The sequence below is a fragment of the Streptomyces sp. NPDC017448 genome (genome assembly GCF_044330565.1).
Lineage (GTDB): Bacteria > Actinomycetota > Actinomycetes > Streptomycetales > Streptomycetaceae > Streptomyces.
Genome location: NZ_JBIRLM010000008.1, coordinates 84,395 through 106,910 on the forward strand (window position 1 = coordinate 84,395; position 22,516 = coordinate 106,910).

24 protein-coding genes and 1 tRNA gene are annotated in these 22,516 nt (G+C 71.4%); 9 read left to right on the forward strand and 16 right to left on the reverse strand.

Annotated features, from left to right (window positions below; genetic code table 11):
* Positions 1-9: 9 nt before the first annotated feature.
* From ACH4K1_RS15745 to ACH4K1_RS15755, 3 genes are all read right to left on the reverse strand, one after another.
* A complete protein-coding gene (locus ACH4K1_RS15745) occupies positions 10-756 on the reverse strand; it encodes a phosphotransferase family protein (protein WP_398089843.1) in 747 nt (248 codons plus the stop codon).
* A 206-nt stretch (positions 757-962) separates the two neighbouring features.
* A tRNA-Ala gene (locus ACH4K1_RS15750) sits at positions 963-1,036 on the reverse strand.
* 190 nt (positions 1,037-1,226) lie between these two features.
* Entirely contained in the window at positions 1,227-2,333 is a 1,107-nt protein-coding gene (locus tag ACH4K1_RS15755; protein WP_398089845.1) for a hypothetical protein, read from the reverse strand.
* Positions 2,334-2,738: 405 nt separating this feature from the next.
* On the opposite strand from ACH4K1_RS15755, the gene ACH4K1_RS15760 reads away from it, so the two are divergent.
* From ACH4K1_RS15760 to ACH4K1_RS15770, 3 genes are all read left to right on the forward strand, one after another.
* Positions 2,739-3,080, forward strand: a complete 342-nt coding sequence (locus ACH4K1_RS15760; RefSeq protein WP_398089847.1) for a PadR family transcriptional regulator — start codon at positions 2,739-2,741, stop codon at positions 3,078-3,080.
* A complete protein-coding gene (locus ACH4K1_RS15765) occupies positions 3,077-4,033 on the forward strand; it encodes a hypothetical protein (protein ID WP_398089849.1) in 957 nt (318 codons plus the stop codon). The genes ACH4K1_RS15760 and ACH4K1_RS15765 overlap by 4 nt, the downstream gene beginning before the upstream one ends.
* Before the next feature lie 382 nt (positions 4,034-4,415).
* Positions 4,416-5,057 carry a phosphatase PAP2 family protein gene (locus ACH4K1_RS15770; RefSeq protein ID WP_398089851.1) on the forward strand — a complete coding sequence of 214 codons (642 nt, stop codon included), beginning with the start codon at positions 4,416-4,418 and terminating at the stop codon, positions 5,055-5,057.
* A gap of 47 nt (positions 5,058-5,104) precedes the next feature.
* Here the strand turns inward: ACH4K1_RS15770 and ACH4K1_RS15775 are convergent, their stop codons facing one another.
* From ACH4K1_RS15775 to ACH4K1_RS15785, 3 genes are all read right to left on the reverse strand, one after another.
* Positions 5,105-5,578, reverse strand: a complete 474-nt coding sequence (locus ACH4K1_RS15775) for a hypothetical protein (RefSeq protein ID WP_398089852.1) — start codon at positions 5,576-5,578, stop codon at positions 5,105-5,107.
* A 192-nt stretch (positions 5,579-5,770) separates the two neighbouring features.
* Positions 5,771-5,989 carry a DUF6243 family protein gene (locus ACH4K1_RS15780; protein ID WP_398089853.1) on the reverse strand — a complete coding sequence of 73 codons (219 nt, stop codon included), beginning with the start codon at positions 5,987-5,989 and terminating at the stop codon, positions 5,771-5,773.
* 279 nt (positions 5,990-6,268) lie between these two features.
* A complete protein-coding gene (locus ACH4K1_RS15785; protein ID WP_030193698.1) occupies positions 6,269-7,651 on the reverse strand; it encodes a glycine--tRNA ligase in 1,383 nt (460 codons plus the stop codon).
* A 176-nt stretch (positions 7,652-7,827) separates the two neighbouring features.
* Between ACH4K1_RS15785 and ACH4K1_RS15790 the strand changes: the two genes are divergently transcribed.
* The 4 genes from ACH4K1_RS15790 to ACH4K1_RS15805 all read left to right on the forward strand — a co-directional run bounded on the left by ACH4K1_RS15790 (position 7,828) and on the right by ACH4K1_RS15805 (position 11,208).
* On the forward strand, positions 7,828-8,907 hold the full coding sequence (locus tag ACH4K1_RS15790) for a metal ABC transporter substrate-binding protein (RefSeq protein WP_398089855.1): 1,080 nt from the start codon (positions 7,828-7,830) through the stop codon (positions 8,905-8,907).
* A gap of 38 nt (positions 8,908-8,945) precedes the next feature.
* Entirely contained in the window at positions 8,946-9,752 is an 807-nt protein-coding gene (locus ACH4K1_RS15795) for a metal ABC transporter ATP-binding protein (protein WP_398090049.1), read from the forward strand.
* The gene (locus ACH4K1_RS15800; protein ID WP_398089857.1) at positions 9,752-10,651 is read left to right on the forward strand and encodes a metal ABC transporter permease; all 900 of its coding nucleotides are present in this window, start codon (positions 9,752-9,754) and stop codon (positions 10,649-10,651) included. The genes ACH4K1_RS15795 and ACH4K1_RS15800 overlap by 1 nt, the downstream gene beginning before the upstream one ends.
* A gap of 122 nt (positions 10,652-10,773) precedes the next feature.
* A complete protein-coding gene (locus ACH4K1_RS15805) occupies positions 10,774-11,208 on the forward strand; it encodes a Fur family transcriptional regulator (RefSeq protein ID WP_398089859.1) in 435 nt (144 codons plus the stop codon).
* Positions 11,209-11,313: 105 nt separating this feature from the next.
* On the opposite strand, the gene ACH4K1_RS15810 is transcribed toward ACH4K1_RS15805, so the two are convergent.
* From ACH4K1_RS15810 to leuA, 4 genes are all read right to left on the reverse strand, one after another.
* Positions 11,314-12,141, reverse strand: coding sequence for an isoprenyl transferase (locus ACH4K1_RS15810; protein ID WP_398089861.1), 828 nt, complete (start codon positions 12,139-12,141; stop codon positions 11,314-11,316).
* Positions 12,142-12,162: 21 nt separating this feature from the next.
* A complete protein-coding gene (gene recO, locus ACH4K1_RS15815) occupies positions 12,163-12,909 on the reverse strand; it encodes a DNA repair protein RecO (RefSeq protein ID WP_073765866.1) in 747 nt (248 codons plus the stop codon).
* Positions 12,910-12,997: 88 nt separating this feature from the next.
* Positions 12,998-13,702, reverse strand: a complete 705-nt coding sequence (locus tag ACH4K1_RS15820; RefSeq protein ID WP_228993514.1) for a TerB family tellurite resistance protein — start codon at positions 13,700-13,702, stop codon at positions 12,998-13,000.
* Positions 13,703-13,868: 166 nt separating this feature from the next.
* Positions 13,869-15,647: a 2-isopropylmalate synthase gene (gene leuA, locus ACH4K1_RS15825; RefSeq protein WP_398089862.1), complete on the reverse strand. Its 1,779-nt coding sequence runs from the start codon at positions 15,645-15,647 to the stop codon at positions 13,869-13,871.
* A 293-nt stretch (positions 15,648-15,940) separates the two neighbouring features.
* On the opposite strand from leuA, the gene ACH4K1_RS15830 reads away from it, so the two are divergent.
* Both ACH4K1_RS15830 and ACH4K1_RS15835 read left to right on the forward strand, forming a co-directional pair.
* Entirely contained in the window at positions 15,941-17,017 is a 1,077-nt protein-coding gene (locus tag ACH4K1_RS15830) for a M4 family metallopeptidase (protein ID WP_398089864.1), read from the forward strand.
* A gap of 227 nt (positions 17,018-17,244) precedes the next feature.
* Complete coding sequence (locus ACH4K1_RS15835; protein WP_398089866.1) at positions 17,245-17,511, forward strand: protealysin inhibitor emfourin; 267 nt, start codon at positions 17,245-17,247, stop codon at positions 17,509-17,511.
* Between the two features lie 28 nt (positions 17,512-17,539).
* Here the strand turns inward: ACH4K1_RS15835 and era are convergent, their stop codons facing one another.
* From era to ACH4K1_RS15865, 6 genes are all read right to left on the reverse strand, one after another.
* Entirely contained in the window at positions 17,540-18,514 is a 975-nt protein-coding gene (gene era / locus ACH4K1_RS15840; protein ID WP_398089867.1) for a GTPase Era, read from the reverse strand.
* A 153-nt stretch (positions 18,515-18,667) separates the two neighbouring features.
* Positions 18,668-19,030 (reverse strand): cytidine deaminase, encoded by a 363-nt coding sequence (locus ACH4K1_RS15845; protein WP_398089869.1) that lies wholly within the window; start codon positions 19,028-19,030, stop codon positions 18,668-18,670.
* Positions 19,031-19,218: 188 nt separating this feature from the next.
* Positions 19,219-19,572 (reverse strand): MmcQ/YjbR family DNA-binding protein, encoded by a 354-nt coding sequence (locus ACH4K1_RS15850; protein ID WP_398089871.1) that lies wholly within the window; start codon positions 19,570-19,572, stop codon positions 19,219-19,221.
* Entirely contained in the window at positions 19,569-20,867 is a 1,299-nt protein-coding gene (locus ACH4K1_RS15855; protein WP_398089873.1) for a hemolysin family protein, read from the reverse strand. Before ACH4K1_RS15855 ends, ACH4K1_RS15850 begins: the two co-directional genes overlap by 4 nt.
* On the reverse strand, positions 20,864-21,361 hold the full coding sequence (ybeY, locus tag ACH4K1_RS15860) for an rRNA maturation RNase YbeY (protein ID WP_073765880.1): 498 nt from the start codon (positions 21,359-21,361) through the stop codon (positions 20,864-20,866). Before ybeY ends, ACH4K1_RS15855 begins: the two co-directional genes overlap by 4 nt.
* 12 nt (positions 21,362-21,373) lie before the next feature.
* Positions 21,374-22,438, reverse strand: a complete 1,065-nt coding sequence (locus tag ACH4K1_RS15865) for a PhoH family protein (protein WP_398089874.1) — start codon at positions 22,436-22,438, stop codon at positions 21,374-21,376.
* Positions 22,439-22,516: the final 78 nt, after the last annotated feature.

The following is a 22,516-nucleotide window of genomic DNA, read 5'->3' on the forward strand; positions in this document are numbered from 1 at the left end:
TGTACGTCCTCACATGCGGGATCTCAGTACGTCCACCTCGCAGCCCGGCGCGAACGGGTCGAAGCCGTGCTCGACCAGCCAGCGCACCGCCAGCAGGCTGCGCGCCGACCACCAGGCGTGGATCACGTCGAGGTCGACGTCGTCGCCGTAGCCCGCGAGGACGTCGTCGAGGTGGCCCTCGTGGCCCAGCGTGAAGGTGGCGAGGTCGTAGAGGGCGTCCCCCCGGCCCGCCTCGGACCAGTCGATGATTCCCGTGACCTCGTCGCCGTCGAGGAAGACGTGGGCGATCTGGAGGTCGCCGTGGGTGAAGGCCGGGGTCCAGGGCCGCAGCGCGGCCTCGGCGACCCGGCGGTTGCGGGCGACCAGGTCGGCGGGCAGGACGCCGTTCGCCACGAGGAGGGCGCACTCGGCGTCGAGTTCCGCCTCCAGCGCGGCGGCGCTCCGGCCGGCCCGGCCGGTCCGGGGCGGCGGCGGTGCGTCGTGCAGCTTCCGGATGGCGGCCCCCGCCGCCGCCCACCTGGCCGCCGACCCGGTCGCCCGCCCGCCGAGACGTCCGAGCGTCGCCCCCGGAACCGCGGCGAGGGCGAGAACAGGCGGCTTGCGCCACAGGACCGCCGGGGTCGGGACCGGGGCGAGGGACATCGCCTCGACCTCGGCGTCGATCCGCGCCCGGTCGGCGTCCACCTTCAGGAACACGTCACCGACGCGCAGGGTCGCCCGCTCGGCATGGGCGACGACGACTTCGACCTTGTCCATGGCGGCCAGTCTCCCGGAGGGCAGGGACGGGAGGCCGTTCCATGAGGGCCGGCCGGCTTGAGCGGACCCCAGGTCGCGCACGGCAGGCCGTGCTCGTGACTTCGTGCACGAAACGGGGCCTCTGGCACAACTTCTGCGACTGGGCACTCCGAGCCGCGGTCCGGGGCCCCCGGGCGTCACAGGAAGCTGCTGGAGGAGGAACAGGATGAGGCCGGCCGGATTCGAACCGGCGTCCTCCCACATGCGGTGAAGGCGCGACAACCGCTGCGCTACGAGCCCCATCCCGTTCGGGACCTTACAAGCCTCGGCACCCCGCCGCCTCGAATATTCGAGGACGGACGGACAGCTCAGCGTGACGGTTCCACAGAAGTCGGGCCAGAACCCGAAAGGGGACAGCAGAGGAAAGGGGACAGTAGGTGTCGACCACTTCGGGAGGCACGCGGACCCGGCGCTGTTCGATGGCCGGACGGTCAGAAAAGGCCGGCCGAGGTGCTCTGCGTGAGGTTCTCGAGGATGGTGCTCAGCCACGGGTTGCGCACGGCCGGCAGCCGGGCCAAGGTGTGTTGGAAGATTTCCCGGTCGGCCCGGAAAAGGCGGTTGGGGAGCAGCGGGAGCGGGTCGTCGCGGAGGACGTCCTGGGCCATGCGGCCCGAGGCGGGAACCGGCAGGTTCGGTTCGGGAGCGGCCAGCCACAGCCACACCCCCAGCGGCAGGGGCACCAGGTATGCCCCTGCGTTCAGGTCGGCAGGGGACCAGGTCCGGCCCGTCTGGGGGTGGACGGGGACGAGGAGGATGTCGACGCCCGCGTCCGGGGAGGGTCGTCCCGGTCCGGCCAGGACGGCGCGCCGCGTCAGGGCGCCCGCCGGCAGCAAGGCGTCGAGCGCGCGTTGGAACACGTCCGCGGTCAGGCCGCCCGGAACCTTCACCGGCTGCCCCTGGGAAGCGATCAACAGGTGGGCGAGCGCCTGGCCGGCTGCCGCCTCCCACCGCGGACTCCACGACCAGTAGTGGTTCGGCCCCAGCCGTCCTCCCCACGTGGCGATCGGCTCGAACGGGGGCGTCTTCTCCCCCGTCTCCGCCAGCTCCGCCCAGGAGAGCGGCGCGGCGTGGATACCGTCGACGGGGACGCGGTGCACGACGTCGGAGCCGAGTCGCACCATCTGCCAGAGTGAGCAGTCGTCGACCCTGGTCGCCACGGGAAGGCCGCATGCCTCGCAGGCCATGTTGAGCCCGTCGGCCCCGTCGAGGCCACAGCAGGCACCGCCACGCTTCTCAGGGATCAACCGGGTGCCACGGATGTCACCGGGCGCGATCACATTCGCCCCGGACGTGCCGTCGGACGGGGCGGGGACCGGCGCGTAGATGCCGCGCGCCTCGGCCTCGACCGGGTCGGTCTCGTCCCACCTCCGCCACGGCCCGCCCCAGGGGTCCGGGTCCACGGCAAACGTCCCTGACTCCATGAGCACCGGAAGCTGGGCGCCGTTCCCGTACTTCTGACGGGCGTGGACCGGCAGTGAGACCTGGGACAGCGGAATGGTCAAGTCGGCACCGCATCCCGCACACACGAAGACGAACACATTTCCTCCGGCTGGGAAGCAGACGCATCTTCGCAGCTCACCTGCGGCCGGCCAACATGTTTTCCCGGCCGCTGCGGGAACGGCGCCTGGCACCGTCGCGGAAGGCCAACGCAGCGCGGGCCGGTGCCGGCAGCCGCATCGGATTACGGCATGCGGGTCTCCCGGCCGGTCCGGGCGAGCAGTCCACGGAGGCGAGGCGGGTCACGGGGGCACGGTGGGCAGCACATTCCGTTCGGCCCGGACCAGGTCGCGGTGAGCGTCCGTCGGCACCGCACGGGCGGGTCGAGGAGAACGTCGTCGCGCTCGCCGACCGGGGCGGATGACGCTCGCCGTGGGCGTGGGGGCGCCGACAGCGATCATTCAGGGCTGGCAGATATATCTCGTAGCCCGATATATTCTCGAAGCATGACCAGACAGAATCCGCCCTTGACGGAGCCGCAGTACTTCATCCTTGCCGCACTCCTGGATGGCCCGTTGCACGGTTACGGCATCATCAAGGCGGCCGAGCAGTCCACCGACGGGCGGCTCCGGATCGCGGTCGGAACGCTCTACGGCGCGCTGGAGCGGATGGAGCGGGCAGGGCTGGTGGCCGCCGACCATGAAGAGATCGTGGACGGGCGGGCGCGGCGCTACTACCGGCTCACCGAGGACGGCACCGAGGCGGTCGGCCGGGAGGCGTTGCGGATGCAGCGGGCTGCGGCCGTCGTCATCGGACACGCGCGGGGCGCCGGAGCGGCCCCGGCATGAACCGTCTGCTGCTTGCGGCCTTCCCCGAGCCCTACCGCTCCCGGCAGGGAGAGGAGGTGCTGGGCTGCCTGTCCGAGGCGTACCCCGGCCGCTCCTGGCCCCCGCCCCGGGAAGTCGCCGCCCTGGTGGGCGCCGGGGTGCAGGCCCGCGTCCGTGCCGTCGCCGACGACACGGCCCGGCCGTGGTGGCTGGACGGCATCCATCTGGCCGCCCTGTTCCTCGCCGCCCTGGCTCTGGTTCCGTACTTGCAGGATGTGTGGCACTGGGCCCTGCGCATCGACCCCGGCGAGCACGCCATCGCCTTCCAGTTCTCCGGCTGGTACCCGTGGGCCGCAGGCCCCACGCAGATACGGCTGCTGCCCTACGGGCTGCTCCCGCTGGGCTGCCTGATCGCCCTGCTGCGAGGCAGACCGTGGATCGCGCTGCCGGCGGCGGCAGCCATGATCTGGGCCGGCGCCACGTCCCACGGCCGTACCCTCTTCGGCGACGAGGGCAAGGCGGGCCTCGGCTACTACGGCCTCGGCGCCCCGATCACCGCCCGTGACCTGGTGCTGTCGGGGGTGCTGTGCGCCGCGTGCGCCGTGCTGGCGTTCGGCCGTCCCAGCCGTCTGCGACGCCGCTCGTACCGTTGGCTGGCCCCCGTCGTCCTCGCCATGTTCGTGGCCGGGGGCCTGCACATCATCGCCGTCAGTCCGGCTTTCCAGCGCGGACTGTTCGTCCTCGAAGCCACCGCGCTGATCGCCGCGTGGGTGGCGACGGCCGCCACCGGCGACCACCGGTGGCTGATCCCCGTCGCGGCGTTCGCACTCGTCCGCGTGCAGGCGATCGTCGTCCGGCCGGACGCGTTCATGCAGTCCTTTCCGGAGCTGGTCGTCCTCATCCTGCTGATCGCTCCCCTCCCCGCCCTGGCGATCGCCGCCCAGCGCCGACAGAGGCAGGCGTTCGCCGAATAGGCGCGGCCCCGGTGCGCCCGCCCGGCCCGGCGGCCCATGTCGTGCCGGAAGGCGAGCCGGACCGAACCCCCCGACAGAAGAAACAGAAACGATGACTCAGCACGATCGTCCGTCCCCGCCCGCGCACCGTCCGGTGGCCTCAGGAACGGCCCCCCGGGCCCCCGAGGCCCCCGGCGCCCCCCGCCCGTCGCGTACGACACGGCCGTGGATGCCGGCTCTGCTGTACACCCTGGGGTTTCTGACGGTGTACCTGCTCGCCATCTGCACCCCGTGGGGGCAACGGGCTGAGAACGCCCTGTTTCATCTCAGTACGCGGGGGAGCGAAGAAGCATGGATCTACCCCCTGTCAGGAGCGGCCTACGGCTCGACGCCCCTGCCGCCGATGGAATTGAGCGCCAAACCCACCCTGATGGTGGGCCTGGCCGTCATCGTGGTCCTCACCCTGGTGCGGCGGTGCTGGTGGCAGGGGGGCGCGGCGCTCGGGGTCGTCATTCTCACGACCGGAGGCAAGGAGGTGCTCAAATCGACCCTCCTGCCCCGCCCCGATCTGGTGGGCGCACCGGAGAATCTCCTTGATCAAGGTTTTCCCAGCGGGCACACGGCCATCCCCGCCGCGCTGACCCTAGCTGCCGCCCTCCTGGCTTCCCCCCGCGTCCGCCCCTACGTCGCCATGGTCGGGGTGCTGTGGCTCGCCTGTATCGCCGCCGCCAGTTCGGCCATGGGCGGCCACCGGCCCAGCGAAGTGGTGGGAGCCGCACTGCTGGCCTGTGCCTGTTACGGCCTCGCGACCTGGCTGCTGCCACCGGCCGCCGTGCCAGGTCCCACGCGAACTCCCCGTGCGCTGCCCGCCATCGCCCTGACGCCGGCACTGGCCGTCGCCCTCGCCTCCGGCGCACGGAACGACTCCCTCATCAGGTCATCGGCCTCCGCGGCGGCGGCCTTCATATGCGCGGCCCTGGTCTGGTACGCCGCAGTCGGGCGACCCGCACGCACCGCGCGCCGCACACGCCCCGCACGAGACTGACCGTCCGGCCGGTCCGGCGGCCGGCTCCGTCGTACCGAGGAGCGGCGTCACCGGGGATCGAGCCCGTCATAGGGGTGCTGGGCGTCCCGTCGCCGCTGCGCCAGGACCCTGTCCACCGCGTCGGACACCCGGCTCGCCCGCTTCGCGCGTTCTTCCTCCCTGCGGGCATCCCTGCGCCGCATCGCGGCCAGGTCCCGCCGGGCGCGACGCACTGCCGCCGCCCGCCACGTGGTCAACGGCCACCACAGCAGCGCGGTCGGGTGCGCGGCGGTCCCCGGTTCGGTTCCCAGGCTCACCCACACATCCCGTGTGTACCCCTTGACCTGCCCTGCTTCCTCCAGGTCCCGCAGCAGGCCGAGCACTGCCTCCACCTCGACGCACTCCCCCTCGGCGTCGAACTCGGTCAGGCGACCCCGCACGCGGACGCGTCGCGCGTCCACGGCTTCGGCGATCACCTCCGGGGACGACGGGCATTCCAACGACGCCACCGCTGCCAGGACTTCCCGCCTGTTCGTGTCCAACGCCCGACCTCCCGGTTCCGCGCGATCCGACCCGCCCGCCCAATCTCTCATCCGGTTCTGAAGAGAAGGCGTACGGGCTCCGTCCCCAGCCATGACATGGGGGGCGTGGCCCCGGGTACGGGCGTGGGCCCGGATCACGGATGATCCGGGCCCACGGTCGTACGGAACGTACGAGGTCCTGCCGCTCGGGCGTCAGCTCTGCGCGGGGGACGCGTTCTGGTCGGCCGGCTCGGCGGCCGGGGCCGGCTGGGCCTCGGCGCGCTCGCGCATCTTGCGGACCAGCTCCTGCTTCTTGTCCTCGGCGACCTTGCGGTCGGCCTCGCGCACGGAGCCCGCGCCCTGCTGTTCGGCGCGGGACAGCTTCTTGCGCTGTCCGCCGACGCCGAGGAGGTTGTTGCGGCTCTTGGCCATGGTGTTCTCCCGTGGGGAAGGTGAAGTGAGTCAGGACAGGTGATCGGGTCCGGTCACGCCGGTCCCGGGCCGCGGCGGGGTGTGCGCACCCGCCGCGCTCTCACTCGTAGATCTGGAAGAACGAAGACATGCGGAAACCGTACCCCGCGTCCCGAGCGCGCCGCACCGATTTTTCCGGCCGCGGGCTCCGGGCCCGGCGTACGGACCCGGCGTACGGACCGGACGTACGACGAGGCCCCCGGCTCCGGAGAGCCGGGGGCCTCACCTGTCGTACGGGGGTCAGCAGCCGAGCAGACGCGAGCCCAGGTACGCCTGGATCTGGTCCAGCGAGACGCGCTCCTGCTTCATGGTGTCGCGCTCGCGCACGGTCACCGCGTTGTCGTCGAGGGTGTCGAAGTCGACGGTGACGCAGAACGGGGTGCCGATCTCGTCCTGACGGCGGTAGCGGCGGCCGATGGCGCCGGCGTCGTCGAACTCGATGTTCCAGTTCTTCCGCAGGTCGGCGGCGAGGCCCTTCGCCTTCGGCGAGAGCTGCTGGTTGCGCGAGAGCGGCAGGACCGCGACCTTGACCGGGGCCAGGCGGTGGTCGAGGCGCATCACGGTGCGCTTCTCCATGACGCCCTTGGCGTTGGGGGCCTCGTCCTCGACGTAGGCGTCGAGCAGGAACGCCAGCATCGCGCGGCCGACACCGGCCGCGGGCTCGATGACGTACGGCGTCCAGCGCTCGTTGGCCTCCTGGTCGTAGTAGACGAGGTCGGTGCCCGACGCCTCGGAGTGCGCCTTGAGGTCGTAGTCGGTGCGGTTGGCCACGCCCTCCAGCTCGCCCCACTCGCTGCCGCCGAAGCGGAAGCGGTACTCGATGTCCGCGGTGCGCTTGGAGTAGTGGGAGAGCTTCTCCTTCGGGTGCTCGAACCAGCGCATGTTCTCCTCGCGCATGCCGAGGTCCGTGTACCAGTTCCAGCGCTGGTCCATCCAGTACTGCTGCCACTCCTCGTCCTCGCCCGGCTTGACGAAGAACTCCATCTCCATCTGCTCGAACTCACGGGTCCGGAAGATGAAGTTGCCCGGAGTGATCTCGTTCCGGAAGGACTTGCCCATCTGCGCGATGCCGAACGGCGGCTTCTTGCGCGAGGTCTGCTGCACCTGGCCGAAGTTGGTGAAGATGCCCTGGGCGGTCTCGGGGCGCAGGTAGGCGACGGAGCCGGAGTCCTGGGTCGGGCCGAGGTGGGTGGAGAGCAGGCCCGAGAACTGCTTGGGCTCGGTGAAGGTGCCCTTGTTGCCGCAGTTGGGGCAGTTGAGGTCGGCGAGGCCGTTGACCGGCGGCTTGCCGTGCTTCTCCTCGTACGCCTCCTCCAGGTGGTCGGCGCGGTAGCGCTTGTGGCAGGAGGTGCACTCGGTCAGCGGGTCCGAGAAGGTGGCGACGTGGCCGGAGGCGACCCAGACCTCGGGGGCGAGGATGACCGACGAGTCGATGCCGACCACGTCCTCGCGCGCGGTGACCATGTAGCGCCACCACTGGCGCTTCAGGTTCTCCTTCATCTCGACGCCCAGCGGCCCGTAGTCCCAGGCGGCCTTCTGGCCGCCGTAGATCTCGCTGCAGGGGTAGACGAAGCCACGGCGCTTGCTCAGGCTGACGATGGTGTCGATCTTGTCGGCGGCCACGGTGCTCTCTTCATACGACGATGACGAACGGCGAATGGCTCAGGTTACCGGCGGCCGCACCCCCCGGATCAAATCGGTGGGGGCATACGGAGCCTCCCGGCCACCACCTCGTGATCTTCCGGGCATCTCATCAGCCTTGTTGACAATCGTTTCCACTTTTGTTGAAAATGACTGTCATGAACGTACGCCGCCTCATACCCACCACCGCCGTCGCCGGAGCAGTCGTCCTCGGCCTGACCGCTCTCTCCGCCTGCTCCACCTCCGACGCGGCGGACGGGGGCGACGGCGACAAGCTGAAGGTGACCGCGTCGTTCTACCCGATGCAGTTCCTGGCCGAGAAGATCGGCGGCGAGCACGTCGCGGTCACCAGCCTCACCAAGCCGGGCGTCGAGCCGCACGACCTGGAGCTCACCCCGCGCCAGATCGGCTCCATCAGCGAGTCCGACTACGTCCTGTACCTCAAGGGCATCCAGCCCGTCGTGGACGACGCGATCAAGCAGTCCGGTGTCAAGAACACCGTCGACGCCGCGACCCTCACCACGCTGGAGAACCACGGCTCCGAGGTCAGCGGCCACGACCACGGCCACGAGGGCGAGGAGGAGCCCGCCGGCGAGCACGCCGACGAGCACGGCCACGAGGACGAGCACGGCCACGAGGGCGAGCACGGCCACGAGGGCGAGGAAGGCCACGGGGAGCACTCCGAGGGCGACGGACACAACCACGGCGAGGAGGGCGGCGCCGACCCGCACATCTGGCTCGACCCGGTGAAGTACGCCGAGGTCGCCAAGGGCGTCGGGAAGTCCCTGGAGAAGGCCGACCCCGACCACGCCGCCGACTACAAGAAGAACACCGACGCCCTGGTCGCCGAGCTGGGCGAGCTGAACACGGCGTACGCCACCGGGCTGAAGAGCACCGCCACGAAGACCTTCATCACCACCCACTCCGCCTTCGGCTACCTCGCCGAGCGCTACGGACTCACCCAGCAGGGCATCGCGGGCATCGACCCCGAGGCCGAGCCGAGCCCGGCGCGCATCCAGGAGATCCACACCATCGCGGAGAAGGAGAAGGCCACCACGGTCTTCTTCGAGACGCTGGCCAGCGACCGGACTGCGAAGACCCTCGCGAAGGACACCGGCCTGAAGACCGGCGTCCTGGACCCGCTGGAGGGAATCACGGACCGGTCCCAGGGCGCTGACTACATCGAGGTCATGGAGTCCAACCTCACCGCGCTGAAGAAGGCCCTCGGCGCGAAGTGACCCGCACCACCCGCACCACCACCGGATCGGAGGCGCTCGTGCCGGAGCGTGAGAGCACCCCCCGCGAGAAGGCCCACGAGGCCCTCCAGGAGCCCGTCATAGCCCTGCGCGGCGCCACGGCCACCCTCGGCGCGCGCCCCGTGCTGCGCGGCGTGGACCTGGCCGTGCACCGCGGCGAGGTCGTCGCCCTGCTGGGCGCCAACGGCTCCGGCAAGTCCACCGCCGTACGGTCGGTCATCGGGCAGGTCCCGCTGACCGGCGGCGGTGTGGAGCTGTTCGGCACCGAGCTGCGCCGCTTCCGCCGGTGGGACCGGATCGGCTACGTCCCGCAGCGCACCACGGCGGCGGGCGGCGTGCCCGCCACGGTCCGCGAGGTCGTCGCCTCCGGTCGGCTGTCCCGTACGGGGCTGCGGTGGCCGGGGAAGGCGGACCGGGCGGCCGTGGACCGCGCCATCGAGCTGGTGGGGCTGGCCGACCGCGCCAAGGACTCCGTGAACGCCCTGTCGGGCGGCCAGCACCAGCGGGTCCTGATCGCCCGCGCCCTGGCCTCCGAGCCGGAGGTGCTGATCATGGACGAGCCGATGGCGGGGGTGGACCTCGCCAGCCAGGAGATCCTCGCCTCGACCCTGCGGCAGCAGGTGGCCGAGGGCGCGTCCGTGCTGCTGGTGCTGCACGAGCTGGGCCCGCTGGAGCCCCTGATCGACCGGGCGGTCGTCCTGCGCGACGGCTGCGTGACGCACGACGGGCCGCCGCCCGAGGCGGTCGGCCAGCACGCCCTGCCCGGCCACGACCACGTACACCCCCACGCGGCCGCCGAGCCCGTACGGACGGGACTGCTGACCTGATGCTCCTCGAATTCCTCAACCCCCCCTTCATGCAGCGGGCGCTCATCGCGGCCGTGCTGGTCGGCGTCACCGCGCCCGCCATCGGCATCTTCCTGGTGCAGCGGCGGCAGGCCCTGATGGGCGACGGCATCGGGCACATCGCGATGACCGGCGTCGGCCTCGGCTTCCTGCTCTCCACCAGCCCCGTCTGGATGGCGACCGCCGTCGCGGTGGCCGGCGCCGTCGTGATGGAGCTGATCCGCTGGTACGGGCACACGCGCGGCGACCTCGCCCTGGCGATGCTGTTCTACGGCGGCATGGCGGGCGGCGTCATGCTGATCAACCTCTCCGACTCGGGCTCCAACGCCAATCTGACCTCGTACCTCTTCGGCTCGCTCGCCACCGTCTCCGAGTCGGACGTCGTCGCGATCTGCGTCCTGGCGGCCTTCGTGGTGCTGGTCACCGTGGGGCTGCGGCGGCAGTTGTTCGCGGTCAGCCAGGACGAGGAGTTCGCCCGGGTCTCCGGGCTGCCGGTGCGGGTGCTGAACCTGCTGATCGCCGTCACCGCCGCCGTGACCGTGACCGTCGCGATGCGCGTCGTCGGCCTGCTGCTGGTCAGCGCGCTGATGGTGGTGCCGGTGGCGGCCGCCCAGCAGATCACCCGGTCCTTCAAGGTCACCTTCGTGCTGTCCGTGGTGATCGGCACCGCCGTCACCCTCACCGGCACCGTCACCTCGTACTACCAGGACGTTCCGCCGGGAGCGACGATCGTGCTGCTGGCCATCGCGGTGTTCGTCGCGCTGACCGCCCTCGCCGCCCCGCTCGCGCGGCGCCGGGCGCGGGCGACCGAGGCCAAGGGCGCCGCGTGCACCCTGGAGGTGCCGCCGGCCCGCCGGGACCGGGACGACGTACGGGTGTGACGCCTGTGACGGGTCCGGGAGGCGCGCCCGGGACGGGGTCGCACCGTACGCGTTCGCCGGGGGCGGCCGGCCGGGCTGGCACAATGGCCCGACACATGTACGGGCGACACGAGGAGGCAGCTGTGGCCACGGCGCCGATCAGTGGCACGAACGCGGCCCCGGTACGCGGCCGGTCCACCCGGCAGCGGGCGGCGGTGGCGGCGGCGCTCGACGAGGTCGACGAATTCCGCAGCGCCCAGGAGCTGCACGACGTCCTCAAGCACCGCGGTGACTCCGTGGGCCTGACCACGGTCTACCGGACCCTGCAGTCCCTCGCCGACGCGGGTGAGGTCGACGTCCTGCGCACCACCGAGGGCGAGGCCGTCTACCGGCGGTGCTCGACCGGCGACCACCACCACCATCTGGTCTGCCGCCTCTGCGGCAAGGCGGTGGAGGTCGAGGGCCCGGCCGTCGAGCAGTGGGCCGAGGCGATCGCCGCCCAGCACGGCTATGTGAACGTCGCGCACACCGTCGAGATCTTCGGCACCTGCGCGGAGTGCGCCGCGGCCAAGGCGTAGCCGAACGGACGGAGAAGGGGCGGGGCCCGGGGGGGGCCCCCCCCCCCGCCCCCCCCCCCCCGGGGGGCGGGGGGGGGGGGGGCGGGGCCCCCGCCCCTTCCGGCGTCATTTCTTGAGGGAGTCCGCGGCCTCCGCCGCCTCCGCCCCGCCGAAGCGGCGGTCGCGCTGGGCGTACTCCAGGCAGGCCCGCCACAGGTCCCGGCGGTCGAAGTCCGGCCAGAGGACGTCCTGGAAGACCATCTCCGCGTACGCGCTCTGCCAGATCAGGTAGTTCGAGGTGCGCTGCTCCCCGCTGGGGCGCACGAAGAGGTCCACATCCGGCATGTCCGGGTAGTAGATGTACTTCTGGAACGTCTTCTCGTTGACCTTCGACGGGTCCAGCCTCCCCGCCGCCACGTCCTGCGCGATGCGCTGCGCGGCGTCCGCGATCTCGGCGCGGCCGCCGTAGTTGACGCAGAAGTACAGCGTCATCGCGTCGTTGCCCTCGGTCTGCTCCTGGGCGACCTGGAGCTCCTGGACGACGGACTTCCACAGCTTGGGCATGCGGCCCACCCAGCGGATGCGGATGCCCAGTTCGTCCATCTCGTCGCGGCGGCGGCGGATCACGTCGCGGTTGAAGTTCATCAGGAACTTCACCTCCTCCGGCGAGCGCTTCCAGTTCTCGGTGGAGAAGGCGTACAGGGAGAGGTTCTTCACGCCCATCTCGATGCAGCCCTTGAGCACGTCCATGACGACGCCCTCGCCGACCTTGTGGCCCTCGGTGCGGGGCAGCCCCCGCTCCTTGGCCCAGCGGCCGTTGCCGTCCATCACGACGGCGACGTGCTGCGGCACCAGCTCTCCGGGGATCTTCGGAGGCGTCGCGCCCGAGGGGTGCGGCTCGGGGGTCTTGTACATGCGCCGGTTACGGCCGCCGAGGATCCCGCGTACTGCCATGAGCTTCTCAGTCTCCCTGTGTCACTTCTCTACGTACCGCAGCGAGCGCAGGCCGCGCTCCAGATGCCAGTGCAGATAGGCGGACACCAGCCCGCTCCCCTCCCTGACATGACGCGCCTCGCACGCGTCCGCCGTCGCCCAGTCGCCGCTGAGCAGCGCGCTCAGCAGTTCCAGGGCCTGTGCCGAGGGTACGACGCTCCCGGGGACCCGGCAGTCACCGCAGACGACGCCCCCCGCCCCGACGGAGAAGAACCGGTTCGGGCCGGGCATTCCGCATCTGGCGCAGTCCTCGAAGCTGGGCGCGTACCCGTTCACCGCGAGCGAGCGCAGCAGGAACGCGTCCAGGATCAGGTGGGGGGCGTGCTCGCCCCGGGCGAGGGTCCGCAGGCCGCCGACGAGCAGCAGGTACTGCTGGACGGCCGGTTCGCCCTCGTGGTCGGTGAACCGTTCGGCGGTCTCCAGCATCGCGGTGCCGGCGGTGTAGCGGGCGTAGTCCGCGACGATCCCGCCGCCGTAGGGGGCGATCGTCTCGCTCTGGGTGCAGAGCGGCAGCCCGCGGCCGACCAGCTCGCTGCCGCGGGCGAAGAACTGCACGTCCACGTGGGAGAACGGCTCCAGGCGGGCGCCGAACTTGGACTTGGTGCGGCGCACCCCGCGGGCGACGGCGCGGACCCGGCCGTGGCCGCGGGTCAGGATCGTGATGATCCGGTCGGCCTCGCCCAGTTTCTGCGTACGCAGCACGATGCCGTCGTCCCGGAACAAGCTCATACGACCATTGTCGCCCACCGGGAGCCGGTGGCGGGCGGGCAGTACGGGGAGCGGTGACGAGGGCGTGCGGACGGCAGTACGGGGGCGGTTACGAGGGTGTGCGGGCGGCTGCCGCCAGCAGGCGGGCGACGTCCTCGGCGGGGAGCCGGAGGGCGGTGCCGACCGTCGTGAGGACCTGGCGCTCGGCGGCGCGGTAGGGCCCGTCCGCCAGCGCGATCCGGGCGCCCTGGAGGAGGAGGGACTCGCGGCCGGGGGCGGCCAGGTGCGGGGCGAGGGGGGCCAGCACCTCGTGCAGCTCGATGGCGAGGGTCGGGCCGCACGCCTCGGCGGCCGGGTCGGCGCCGGAGCCGTACCCGGTGTCGGCGGCCAGCACCTCCACGACCGTGTACAGCTGCTCCTGGGTGCAGTCGTCGAGCCCGGCGTCGCGCACGGTGGCGACGGCGGCCTCCAGGACCGTGCGGGAGGTGGTGCCCCCGGCGGCGAGGACGGCCAGGGTGACGGTGTGGACGGCCTCGCGCAGCATCGTCGAGAACCGGGCCGTGGTCGGGTGGTCCAGGGCCTCGGGGGCGCAGCGGGCGAGGCAGGCGGCGCACTCGACGACGGGCTCGGCCTCGCCCCGGCGGGCCAGGGGGACGCCGAGGACGGTGAGGCGGCGGCGTCCGGTGAGCCGGCGGTAGTTGCGGTCTCCCCCGCAGCCGGAGCAGAAGAAGACGCCGTCGCCGACGGTGTCCCAGACGGTGCGAACGCCGCAGAGGACCGGCCTCAGAGCGCGTTGTCCTTTGGCTGACCGCACGTCGCACACCTCCGTAACGCTCCGGCAACATTGCCGTGTGGTGGACGTGATGTTAGCCACATGCGCGACGCGGCGTCAGCCTCTCGGACGTCACAACCCCCGGATATGGCCGAAACCCCGGCCGCCCGAAGCGGGCGGCCGGGGTTTCGACGGGTGCGTGGCGGTGTCAGCGGGTGGCGCGGTTGACGGCGGAGACGACCGCCTTCAGCGAGGCGCGGGTGGTGTTGGCGTCGATGCCGATGCCCCACAGGACCTTGCCGTCGATGGCGCACTCGATGTACGAGGCGGCCTGGGCGCTGGCGCCCTCGCTCATCGTGTGCTCGGTGTAGTCCAGCAGCCGGGCGTCGATGCCGATGGCCTGCAGCGCCTCGAAGAACGCGGAGATCGGGCCGTTGCCGGAACCCGTCAGGACGGTGTCGACGCCGTCCACGACCGCCTCGACGGTCAGGGTGTCGGTGCCGTCGGTGTCGGAGGTGGTCTGGCCGGAGCGCAGCTGGATACGGCCCCAGGCGTTGTCCGCGTTCGGCAGGTACTCGTCCTGGAAGGTGGACCAGATCTGCGTCGGGGTGACCTCGCCGCCCTCGGCGTCGGTCTTGGCCTGAATGATCCGGGAGAACTCGATCTGCATCCGGCGCGGCAGGTCCAGCTTGTGGTCGTTCTTCAGGACGTAGGCGATACCGCCCTTGCCGGACTGCGAGTTGACCCGGATGACGGCCTCGTAGGAGCGGCCCACGTCCTTCGGGTCGATCGGCAGGTACGGCACGGCCCACTCGATGTCGTCGACCGTCTTCCCCCGGGCGGCGGCGTCGGCCTCCATGGCGTCGAACCCCTTCTTGATGGCGTCCTGGTGGGAGCCGGAGAAGGCGGTGTAGACCAGGTCGCCCGCGTAGGGGTGGCGCGGGTGGACCTCCATCTGGTTGCAGTACTCGCTGGTGCGGCGGATCTCGTCGATCTGGGAGAAGTCGATCTGCGGGTCGACGCCCTGGGAGAACAGGTTCATGCCCAGGGTGACCAGGTCGACGTTGCCGGTGCGCTCGCCCTGGCCGAACAGGCAGCCCTCGATGCGGTCGGCGCCGGCCATGATGGCCAGTTCGGCGGCGGCGACGGCGGTGCCCCGGTCGTTGTGCGGGTGGACCGACAGGCAGATGTGCTCGCGGCGGGTCAGGTGGCGGGACATCCACTCGAACCGGTCCGCGTGCGTGGAGGGCGTCGAACGCTCCACGGTGGCGGGCAGGTTGAGGATGATCTCGCGCCTTTCCTCCGGCTGCCACACGTCGCAGACGGCCTCGCAGACCTCCAGGGCGAAGTCCAGCTCGGTGTCGGTGAAGATCTCCGGGCTGTACTGGTAGCCGAAGATCGTCTCGGGGCCCAGGATCTTCTCGGCGTACTCCATGACCAGCCGGGTGCCGTCCACCGCGATCTGCTTGACCTCCTCGCGGGAGCCGCGGAAGACGACGCGGCGGAAGGTCGGGGCGGTGGCGTTGTACAGGTGCACGGTGGCGCGGCGGGCGCCGACCAGCGACTCCACGGTGCGCTCGATCAGCTCCTCGCGGGCCTGGGTCAGGACGGAGATCGTCACGTCCTCGGGGATCGCGCCCTCTTCGATGATGGAGCGCACGAACGCGAAGTCGGTCTCGCCGGAGGACGGGAAGCCGACCTCGATCTCCTTGTAGCCCATCTTCACCAGCAGGTCGAACATCTCGCGCTTGCGGGCCGGGGACATCGGGTCGATCAGCGCCTGGTTGCCGTCGCGCAGGTCGGTGGAGAGCCAACGGGGCGCCACGGTGATCCGGTTGTCCGGCCAGGTGCGGTCGGCGATGTCGACGGCCTCGTAACCGCGGTACTTGTGGACCGGCATCCCGGACGGCTTCTGCAGCTGCGTCGCGTTGGTGACCGGGGTGGGGCGGCCGACGGCGTCGGCGGCGGGGTTCACGGGGCTGGTCATGGCGTAGGGCTCCTCGGGGGTCCGACGTGGGATCGGCCGACGGTGTCGCTGCAGCACCAGACTCCGCGGGGAGGGGGTCGGCCTACGACTACAGGCCCTCGCCGCGGCAGCTAAGGAGAAGCAGCCCGAAACGCATGATGCGACGAGCGTAACCGAGGGTGGCCCGTGGTGTCGGTCCGTATCAGTATGCGGGATCGGGCATCCATGACGGGAAAACAGTGACTCATCACTCCATTTCGTCAATCACCGTCGCAACCGGTGACAGGACGGTGACGGAGTGCCACAGTCGTTGTATGCACCTTCGAACCGACGGCGAGCTCAACCCCGTCTTCTGCACCATCGTTCCGCCCCACCTACTCGACCACCTGTCCCGCTCGGCCGAACCCCGGCTCGCCGTTCCGGCGCGGCGCACGCTGGAGGCCGACGCCCTGCGCCGCGACCGCCGCCGGATCACGGCGCTCGCCGCGACACCGGTCCGGCACACCGCGGGCGCGGTCCCCACCAAGCCCCACCGCACCCTGTACGACTGCGAGAACGGCACCGCGCTGCCGGGCACCAAGGTCCGCGACGAGGGCGACAAGGCCACCTCCGACGCCAGCGTCAACCGCGCCTACGCCGGTCTCGGGGCCACCTTCGAACTGCTGCTCTCGGCGTACGGGCGCAGCTCCATCGACGGCAGGGGCCTGCCGCTGGTCGGCTCCGTGCACTACGGCCAGGAGTACAACAACGCCTTCTTCGACGGCGAGCAGATGGTCTTCGGGGACGGCGACGGCGAGGTCTTCCTCGACTTCACCGTCGCGGTCGACGTCATCGCCCACGAACTGGCCCACGGCCTCACGCAGTACACCGCCAACCTCCGCTACGAGGGCCAGTCCGGCGCCCTCAACGAGTCCGTGTCCGACGTCTTCGGCTCGCTGGTGAAGCAGCACTCGCTGGGCCAGAGCGCCGAGCAGGCGGACTGGCTGATCGGCTCCGGGCTGCTCGCCCCCGGGGTCGAGGGGAAGGCGCTGCGCTCGATGAAGGCCCCGGGCACGGCGTACGACGACGACGTCCTCGGCAAGGACCCGCAGCCCGGCTCCATGGCGGACTACATCGAGACGGAGGAGGACAACGGCGGGGTCCACCTCAACTCCGGCATCCCCAACCGGGCGTTCTACCTCACGGCCACCGCGCTCGGGGGCAACTCCTGGGAGCGCGCCGGGCAGATCTGGTTCGACGTGCTGACCGGCGGCGAGCTGACGGCCGACGCGGACTTCGCGCAGTTCGCCCGGCTGACGGTCGCGGCGGCGGGCGACCGCTTCGGCGAGGCGGACGAGCGGGAGGCGGTCCTCAAGGCGTGGTCCGAGGTGGGCGTCCCCACCCGGGCCTGACCCCGCCCCCGGGGCGGGCGGGCCCCCGGGTCCGTCCGGGGCGGCGCGCCCCGGTCGGCCCCTCCCGGCCGGTCCGCCCCGGTCGATCCGCCCCGCCCCGGCGGGCTCGCCCCGGCGGGGCGCGTGGCCCGGCGGGCGGAGCCGCGTCCTCGTTCCGGCAGTCCGGTTCGGCAGCGCGTCCACGGGCGGGGTTGAACCGCCGCCCGGCCCCCGATAGACAGGACCCCATGCGTATTCAGGTCAGCCGGACCGGCGGCTTCGCCGGCATCGCCCGGCGCGGCGAACTCGACACCGAGGGCCGGGCGGACGCCGCCGCGTGGCGGTCGCTCGTCGAGCAGGCGCTCTCCTCGGCCCGGGACGCCCCGCCCACGGGGACGCCGGACGGGTTCCGGTACGAGATCACGGTCGACGGCGCCACCGTGTACTGCGCTGACCCCGATCTGACCGGGGCGCAGCGCACGCTGGTCTCACGCGTCCTCAAGGAGGGCGCGTGAGACCGGCCCCGGCAGCGGAACGGCGGCGCTAGAAGCCGAGCTTCCGCAGCTGCTTGGGGTCGCGCTGCCAGTCCTTGGCCACCTTCACGTGCAGGTCCAGGTAGACCGGGGTGCCGAGCAGCGCCTCGATGTGCTTGCGGGACTTGGTGCCGACGTCCTTGAGCCGCTTGCCCTTGGGGCCGATGATGATGCCCTTCTGGCTGGGGCGCTCGATGTAGACGTTGGCGTGGATGTCCAGGAGCGGCTTGTCCGCCGGACGGTCCTCGCGGGGCAGCATCTCCTCGACGACGACCGCGATCGAGTGCGGCAGCTCGTCGCGTACGCCCTCCAGCGCCGCCTCGCGGATCAGCTCCGCGACCATGACCATCTCCGGCTCGTCGGTGAGGTCGCCCTCCGGGTAGAGCGGCGGGCTCTCGGGGAGCAGTGGGGCGATGAGGTCCGCCAGCAGGCCGACCTGCTGGTCCGCGACCGCCGAGACGGGGACGATCTCGGCCCACTCGAAGCCCAGCTCCTGTGCGAGCGCGGAGACGGCGAGGAGCTGTTCGGCCAGCGTCTTGGAGTCGACCAGGTCGGTCTTGGTGATGATGGCGATCTTGGGGGTCTTCCTGATCCCCGCCAGCTCCTTGACGATGTACTTGTCGCCGGGGCCGAGCTTCTGGTCGGCGGGCAGGCAGAAGCCGATGACGTCGACCTCGGCCCAGGTGGTGCGCACGACGTCGTTGAGCCGCTCGCCCAGCAGCGTGCGCGGCTTGTGGAGGCCGGGGGTGTCGACCAGGATCAGCTGCGCGTCGTCACGGTGCACGATGCCGCGCACCGTGTGCCGGGTGGTCTGGGGGCGGTTGGAGGTGATCGCCACCTTCTGACCGACCAGAGCGTTCGTGAGGGTGGACTTGCCCGCGTTGGGGCGGCCCACGAAGCAGGCGAAGCCGGCCCGGTGGGGGGAGGTGGTCTCCGCCGGCGGGGCAGCGGATTCGTGGTTCGGTCGAGCGCTCATGGCGCCCATTCTCCCCGATCCCGGTGACGCACTCGCACAGCGGTACGCCGGGACGCGCCGGGGAGCCTGAAGGAGTCGCGTCGAGGGGCGGGACGCGACCCGCCGGAGGGGCGGGCCCGGAAGCGCGGAAGGGGCGGGGCGAACGGCCGCCCCGGCTGCCCTTCAGCCCGCTGTCACGCGGACTCGCACCACTCCGTCCGGGCCCGCGAGCAGCACCGGGGTGTCCGGTCCGCCGAGGTCCCGCACCGCGGCACGGTCGTCGTCGGAGGGCTGCTCCGCGGCCGAGACGACGGCGGCGGCCTCCAGCGAGGTGGCGCCGCTCGCCACCGCCATGGCGACGGCGGTCTGCAGCGCGCTGAGCTTCAACGACTCCAGCGCCACCGTGCCCGCGACGTACGTACGTCCCGTTTCGTCGCGGACGGCCGCGCCCTCGGGCACTCCGTTGCGGGCCCGGGCGCTGCGCGCCAGCGTGACGATCTTGCGGTCCTCGGCGTCGAGGTCGGTGGTGCCGGTGGTGTCGGTCATGGCACGAGCATACGAAGCGGGTGGCGGCCCGCACCGGCCGCCCCGGCCCGGGAGCGGCCCGTACGCCCCGGCCGCGTACCGGCGGCGGAGCACCCGCCGGCACGCGGGCGGGCCCGCTCCTCCCGGGGAGGAGCGGGCCCGTTCCGTACACCTGCGTCAAGGAGGTCCGGCGAAGCCCCGTCCGCGCCCTACGGCCGGTCCAGGCGGAGCCGTTCCGCCTTCGGGAGGCCGGCGACCACCAGGTCGTAGGAGTCCTCGATCAGCTCGCGCAGCAGCCGGTCGGGGACGCCGGAGACGGTGACGGTGTTCCAGTGGCGCTTGTTCATGTGCCAGCCGGGGACGATCGCGGGGTGCGTCCCGCGCAGCCGGACCGCCTCGTCGGGATCGCACTTGAGGTTGACCGTGAGCGGCCGGGCGTCCAGCGCGGTGAGGGCGAACATCTTGCCGCACACCTTGAAGACCGAGGTCTCGGGGCCGAACGGGAACTCCTCCGCGCTCGCGTTGAACCCCAGGCAGAAGGCCCGCAGCCGCTCCGGCGTCATTCCGCTTCCTTCTCCTCGGACTCGGCGGGCTCGGGCTCCACGAGCACCGTGACGATCTTGTTGCGGCGGCCGGCCGGGGACTCCGCGGTGAGCCGGAGCCGGCGTCCGTCGGGGAGTTCGACGGCGGCCGACGCCCCGGCGATCGGAACCCGGCCGAGCGCCTTGGCGAGCAGTCCGCCGACGGTCTCCACGTCCTCGTCGTCGTACTCGTCGAGTCCGAAGAGGTCGCCGAGGTCCCCGATGTCGAGGCGGGCGGTGACCCGGTAGCAGCCATTCTCCAGCTCCTGGACGGGCGGCAGCTCCCGGTCGTACTCGTCGGTGATTTCGCCGACGATCTCCTCCAGGATGTCCTCGATGGTGACGATGCCCGCCGTGCCGCCGTACTCGTCGATGACGACCGCGACGTGGCTGCGGTCCTGCTGCATCTCGCGCAGCAGGTCGCCGGCGTTCTTGGTGTCGGGGACGAAGGCGGCGGGACGCATCGCGGTGGAGACCGGGTCGGACTCGGACTCGCGGTTGATGTGCGTCTTGCGGACCAGGTCCTTGAGGTAGACGATCCCGACGACGTCGTCCTCGTTCTCGCCGGTGACCGGTATCCGGGAGAAGCCGGAGCGCAGGGCGAGGGTGAGGGCCTGGCGGATCGTCTTGAACCGCTCGATGCAGACGAGGTCGGTACGGGGCACCATGACCTCGCGGACCAGGGTGTCGCCCAGTTCGAAGACGGAGTGCACCATGCGGCGCTCGTCGTCCTCGATGAGCGACTCCGCCTCGGCCAGGTCGACCATGGCCCGCAGTTCGGCCTCGCTGGCGAACGGGCCCTTGCGGAACCCCTTGCCCGGGGTCAGCGCGTTGCCGACGAGGATCAGCAGCTGGGGGATCGGCCCCATGATCCGGGCCAGCGGCAGCAGGACGTACGCCGCCGCCGTGGCCGTGTTCAGCGGGTGCTGGCGGCCGATGGTGCGCGGGGAGACGCCGATGGCGACGTAGCTCACCAGGACCATGACGCCCATCGCGACGGCCAGCGCCTCCCAGGTCTCGGGGAGCGCCTGGAGGCAGGCGTAGGTGACGAGGACCCCGGCCGACATCTCGCAGGCCACCCGCACCAGCAGGGCGACGTTGAGGTAGCGGGTCGGGTCGGCGGCGATCTGCGCCAGCTTCGCGCTGCCGCGCCGGCCGGAGCGGACGGCCTCCTCCGCCCGGAAGCTGGAGGTGCGGGCGATCCCGGCCTCCGCGCAGGCGGCGAGCCAGCCGACGACGACCAGCAGGACCACGCCGACGATCAGGGGCGCGCTCACGAGACGGTGGGGGCGGGGGACGGACCGGTGAGGCCCCGCTCGCCGCGCCAGCCGTCCACGATGGCGGCCTGGAGGCCGAACATCTCGGCCTTCTCGTCCGGCTCCTCGTGGTCGTACCCCAGGAGGTGCAGCACCCCGTGGACGGTCAGGAGCTGGAGCTCCTCGTCCATGGAGTGCTGCGTCGGGGCCTCCTCGCCCTGCCTCTTGGCGACCTCGGGGCAGAGCACGATGTCGCCCAGGAGCCCCTGCGGGGGCTCCTGGTCGTCCTTGGCCGGCGGACGCAGCTCGTCCATCGGGAAGGACATGACATCGGTGGGACCGGGGAGGTCCATCCACTGGATGTGCAGCTGCTCCATGGCGTCGGTGTCCACCACGATCACCGAGAGCTCGGACAGCGGGTGGATCCGCATCCGGGCCAGTGCGTAGCGGGCGATGTCGAGGATCGCCTGCTCGTCGACCTCGGTTCCGGACTCGTTGTTGACGTCGATCGACATGGTGCGCTGCGACTACTTCCCTTTTCGGCGGTCGCGCCGGCCGTCTTCGCGGCCGTCCGCCTGACCGTCTCGTTGACCGTTGCGGCTGTCGTACTTCTCGTACGCGTCGACGATACGGCCGACGAGCTTGTGCCGGACGACATCCTGGGAGCTGAGCCGGGAGAAGTGCACGTCCTCCACGTCCTCCAGGATCTCCTGGACCTGCCGCAGCCCGCTCTTGGTGCCGCTCGGCAGGTCGACCTGGGTGACGTCGCCGGTGATGACGATCTTGGAGTCGAAGCCGAGGCGGGTGAGGAACATCTTCATCTGCTCGGCGCTGGTGTTCTGCGCCTCGTCCAGGATGATGAAGGCGTCATTGAGGGTCCGGCCCCGCATGTACGCCAGCGGCGCGACCTCGATCGTGCCCGCCGCCATCAGCCGCGGGATCGAGTCGGGGTCGAGCATGTCGTGCAGGGCGTCGTAGAGCGGGCGCAGATACGGGTCGATCTTGTCGAACAGGGTGCCCGGCAGGAAGCCGAGCCGCTCCCCCGCCTCGACCGCCGGCCGGGTCAGGATGATCCGGCTGACCTGCTTGGCCTGGAGGGCCTGGACGGCCTTGGCCATGGCGAGGTAGGTCTTGCCCGTACCGGCGGGGCCGATGCCGAACACGATCGTGTGCTGGTCGATCGCGTCCACGTACCGCTTCTGGTTGAGCGTCTTGGGGCGGATGGTACGGCCGCGATTGGAGAGGATGTTCTGTGTGAGCACCTCGGCGGGCGTCTCGCCCTGAGGGTCGCCCTGTCCGTCGCCGGCCGCCCTGAGCATGGCGATCGACCGTTCCACTGCGTCCTCCGTCATCGGCGCTCCGGTGCGGAGCACGAGCATCATCTCGTCGAACAGGCGTTGGATGAGGGCGACGTCGGCGGCCTCGCCCGTGGCACTGATCTCGTTGCCCCGGACATGGATGTCGGCTGCCGGGAAAGCCTCTTCGATCACGCGCAACAGCGAGTCGCCCGATCCGAGGAGCATCACCATGGGGTGTGCGGCCGGGATCCTGATCTGGGCACGCGCCTGCGGCTGTGTGGGTGACTGAGTCATGGGCCGGCCCTATGGCCTGCGCATACCTCCCGTTGCAGGGTTCTCGCCGTTCGACAACCTCTGGACTACCCAGCGTAC

Coding starts and splice junctions, on each gene's coding strand:
- ACH4K1_RS15810 (WP_398089861.1), bottom strand. CDS start 12,141: ATGGCAGTACGCGGGATCCTCGGCGGCCGTAACCGGCGCATGTACAAG.
- ACH4K1_RS15765 (WP_398089849.1), top strand. CDS start 3,077: ATGAACCGTCTGCTGCTTGCGGCCTTCCCCGAGCCCTACCGCTCCCGG.
- ACH4K1_RS15745 (WP_398089843.1), bottom strand. CDS start 756: ATGGACAAGGTCGAAGTCGTCGTCGCCCATGCCGAGCGGGCGACCCTG.
- ACH4K1_RS15845 (WP_398089869.1), bottom strand. CDS start 19,030: ATGACCGACACCACCGGCACCACCGACCTCGACGCCGAGGACCGCAAG.
- ACH4K1_RS15770 (WP_398089851.1), top strand. CDS start 4,416: ATGGAATTGAGCGCCAAACCCACCCTGATGGTGGGCCTGGCCGTCATC.
- leuA (WP_398089862.1), bottom strand. CDS start 15,647: ATGACCAGCCCCGTGAACCCCGCCGCCGACGCCGTCGGCCGCCCCACC.
- ACH4K1_RS15865 (WP_398089874.1), bottom strand. CDS start 22,438: ATGACTCAGTCACCCACACAGCCGCAGGCGCGTGCCCAGATCAGGATC.
- ACH4K1_RS15780 (WP_398089853.1), bottom strand. CDS start 5,989: ATGGCCAAGAGCCGCAACAACCTCCTCGGCGTCGGCGGACAGCGCAAG.
- ACH4K1_RS15760 (WP_398089847.1), top strand. CDS start 2,739: ATGACCAGACAGAATCCGCCCTTGACGGAGCCGCAGTACTTCATCCTT.
- ACH4K1_RS15800 (WP_398089857.1), top strand. CDS start 9,752: ATGCTCCTCGAATTCCTCAACCCCCCCTTCATGCAGCGGGCGCTCATC.
- ACH4K1_RS15830 (WP_398089864.1), top strand. CDS start 15,941: ATGCACCTTCGAACCGACGGCGAGCTCAACCCCGTCTTCTGCACCATC.
- ACH4K1_RS15835 (WP_398089866.1), top strand. CDS start 17,245: ATGCGTATTCAGGTCAGCCGGACCGGCGGCTTCGCCGGCATCGCCCGG.
- era (WP_398089867.1), bottom strand. CDS start 18,514: ATGGGCGCCATGAGCGCTCGACCGAACCACGAATCCGCTGCCCCGCCG.
- ybeY (WP_073765880.1), bottom strand. CDS start 21,361: ATGTCGATCGACGTCAACAACGAGTCCGGAACCGAGGTCGACGAGCAG.
- recO (WP_073765866.1), bottom strand. CDS start 12,909: ATGAGCTTGTTCCGGGACGACGGCATCGTGCTGCGTACGCAGAAACTG.
- ACH4K1_RS15790 (WP_398089855.1), top strand. CDS start 7,828: ATGAACGTACGCCGCCTCATACCCACCACCGCCGTCGCCGGAGCAGTC.
- ACH4K1_RS15850 (WP_398089871.1), bottom strand. CDS start 19,572: ATGACGCCGGAGCGGCTGCGGGCCTTCTGCCTGGGGTTCAACGCGAGC.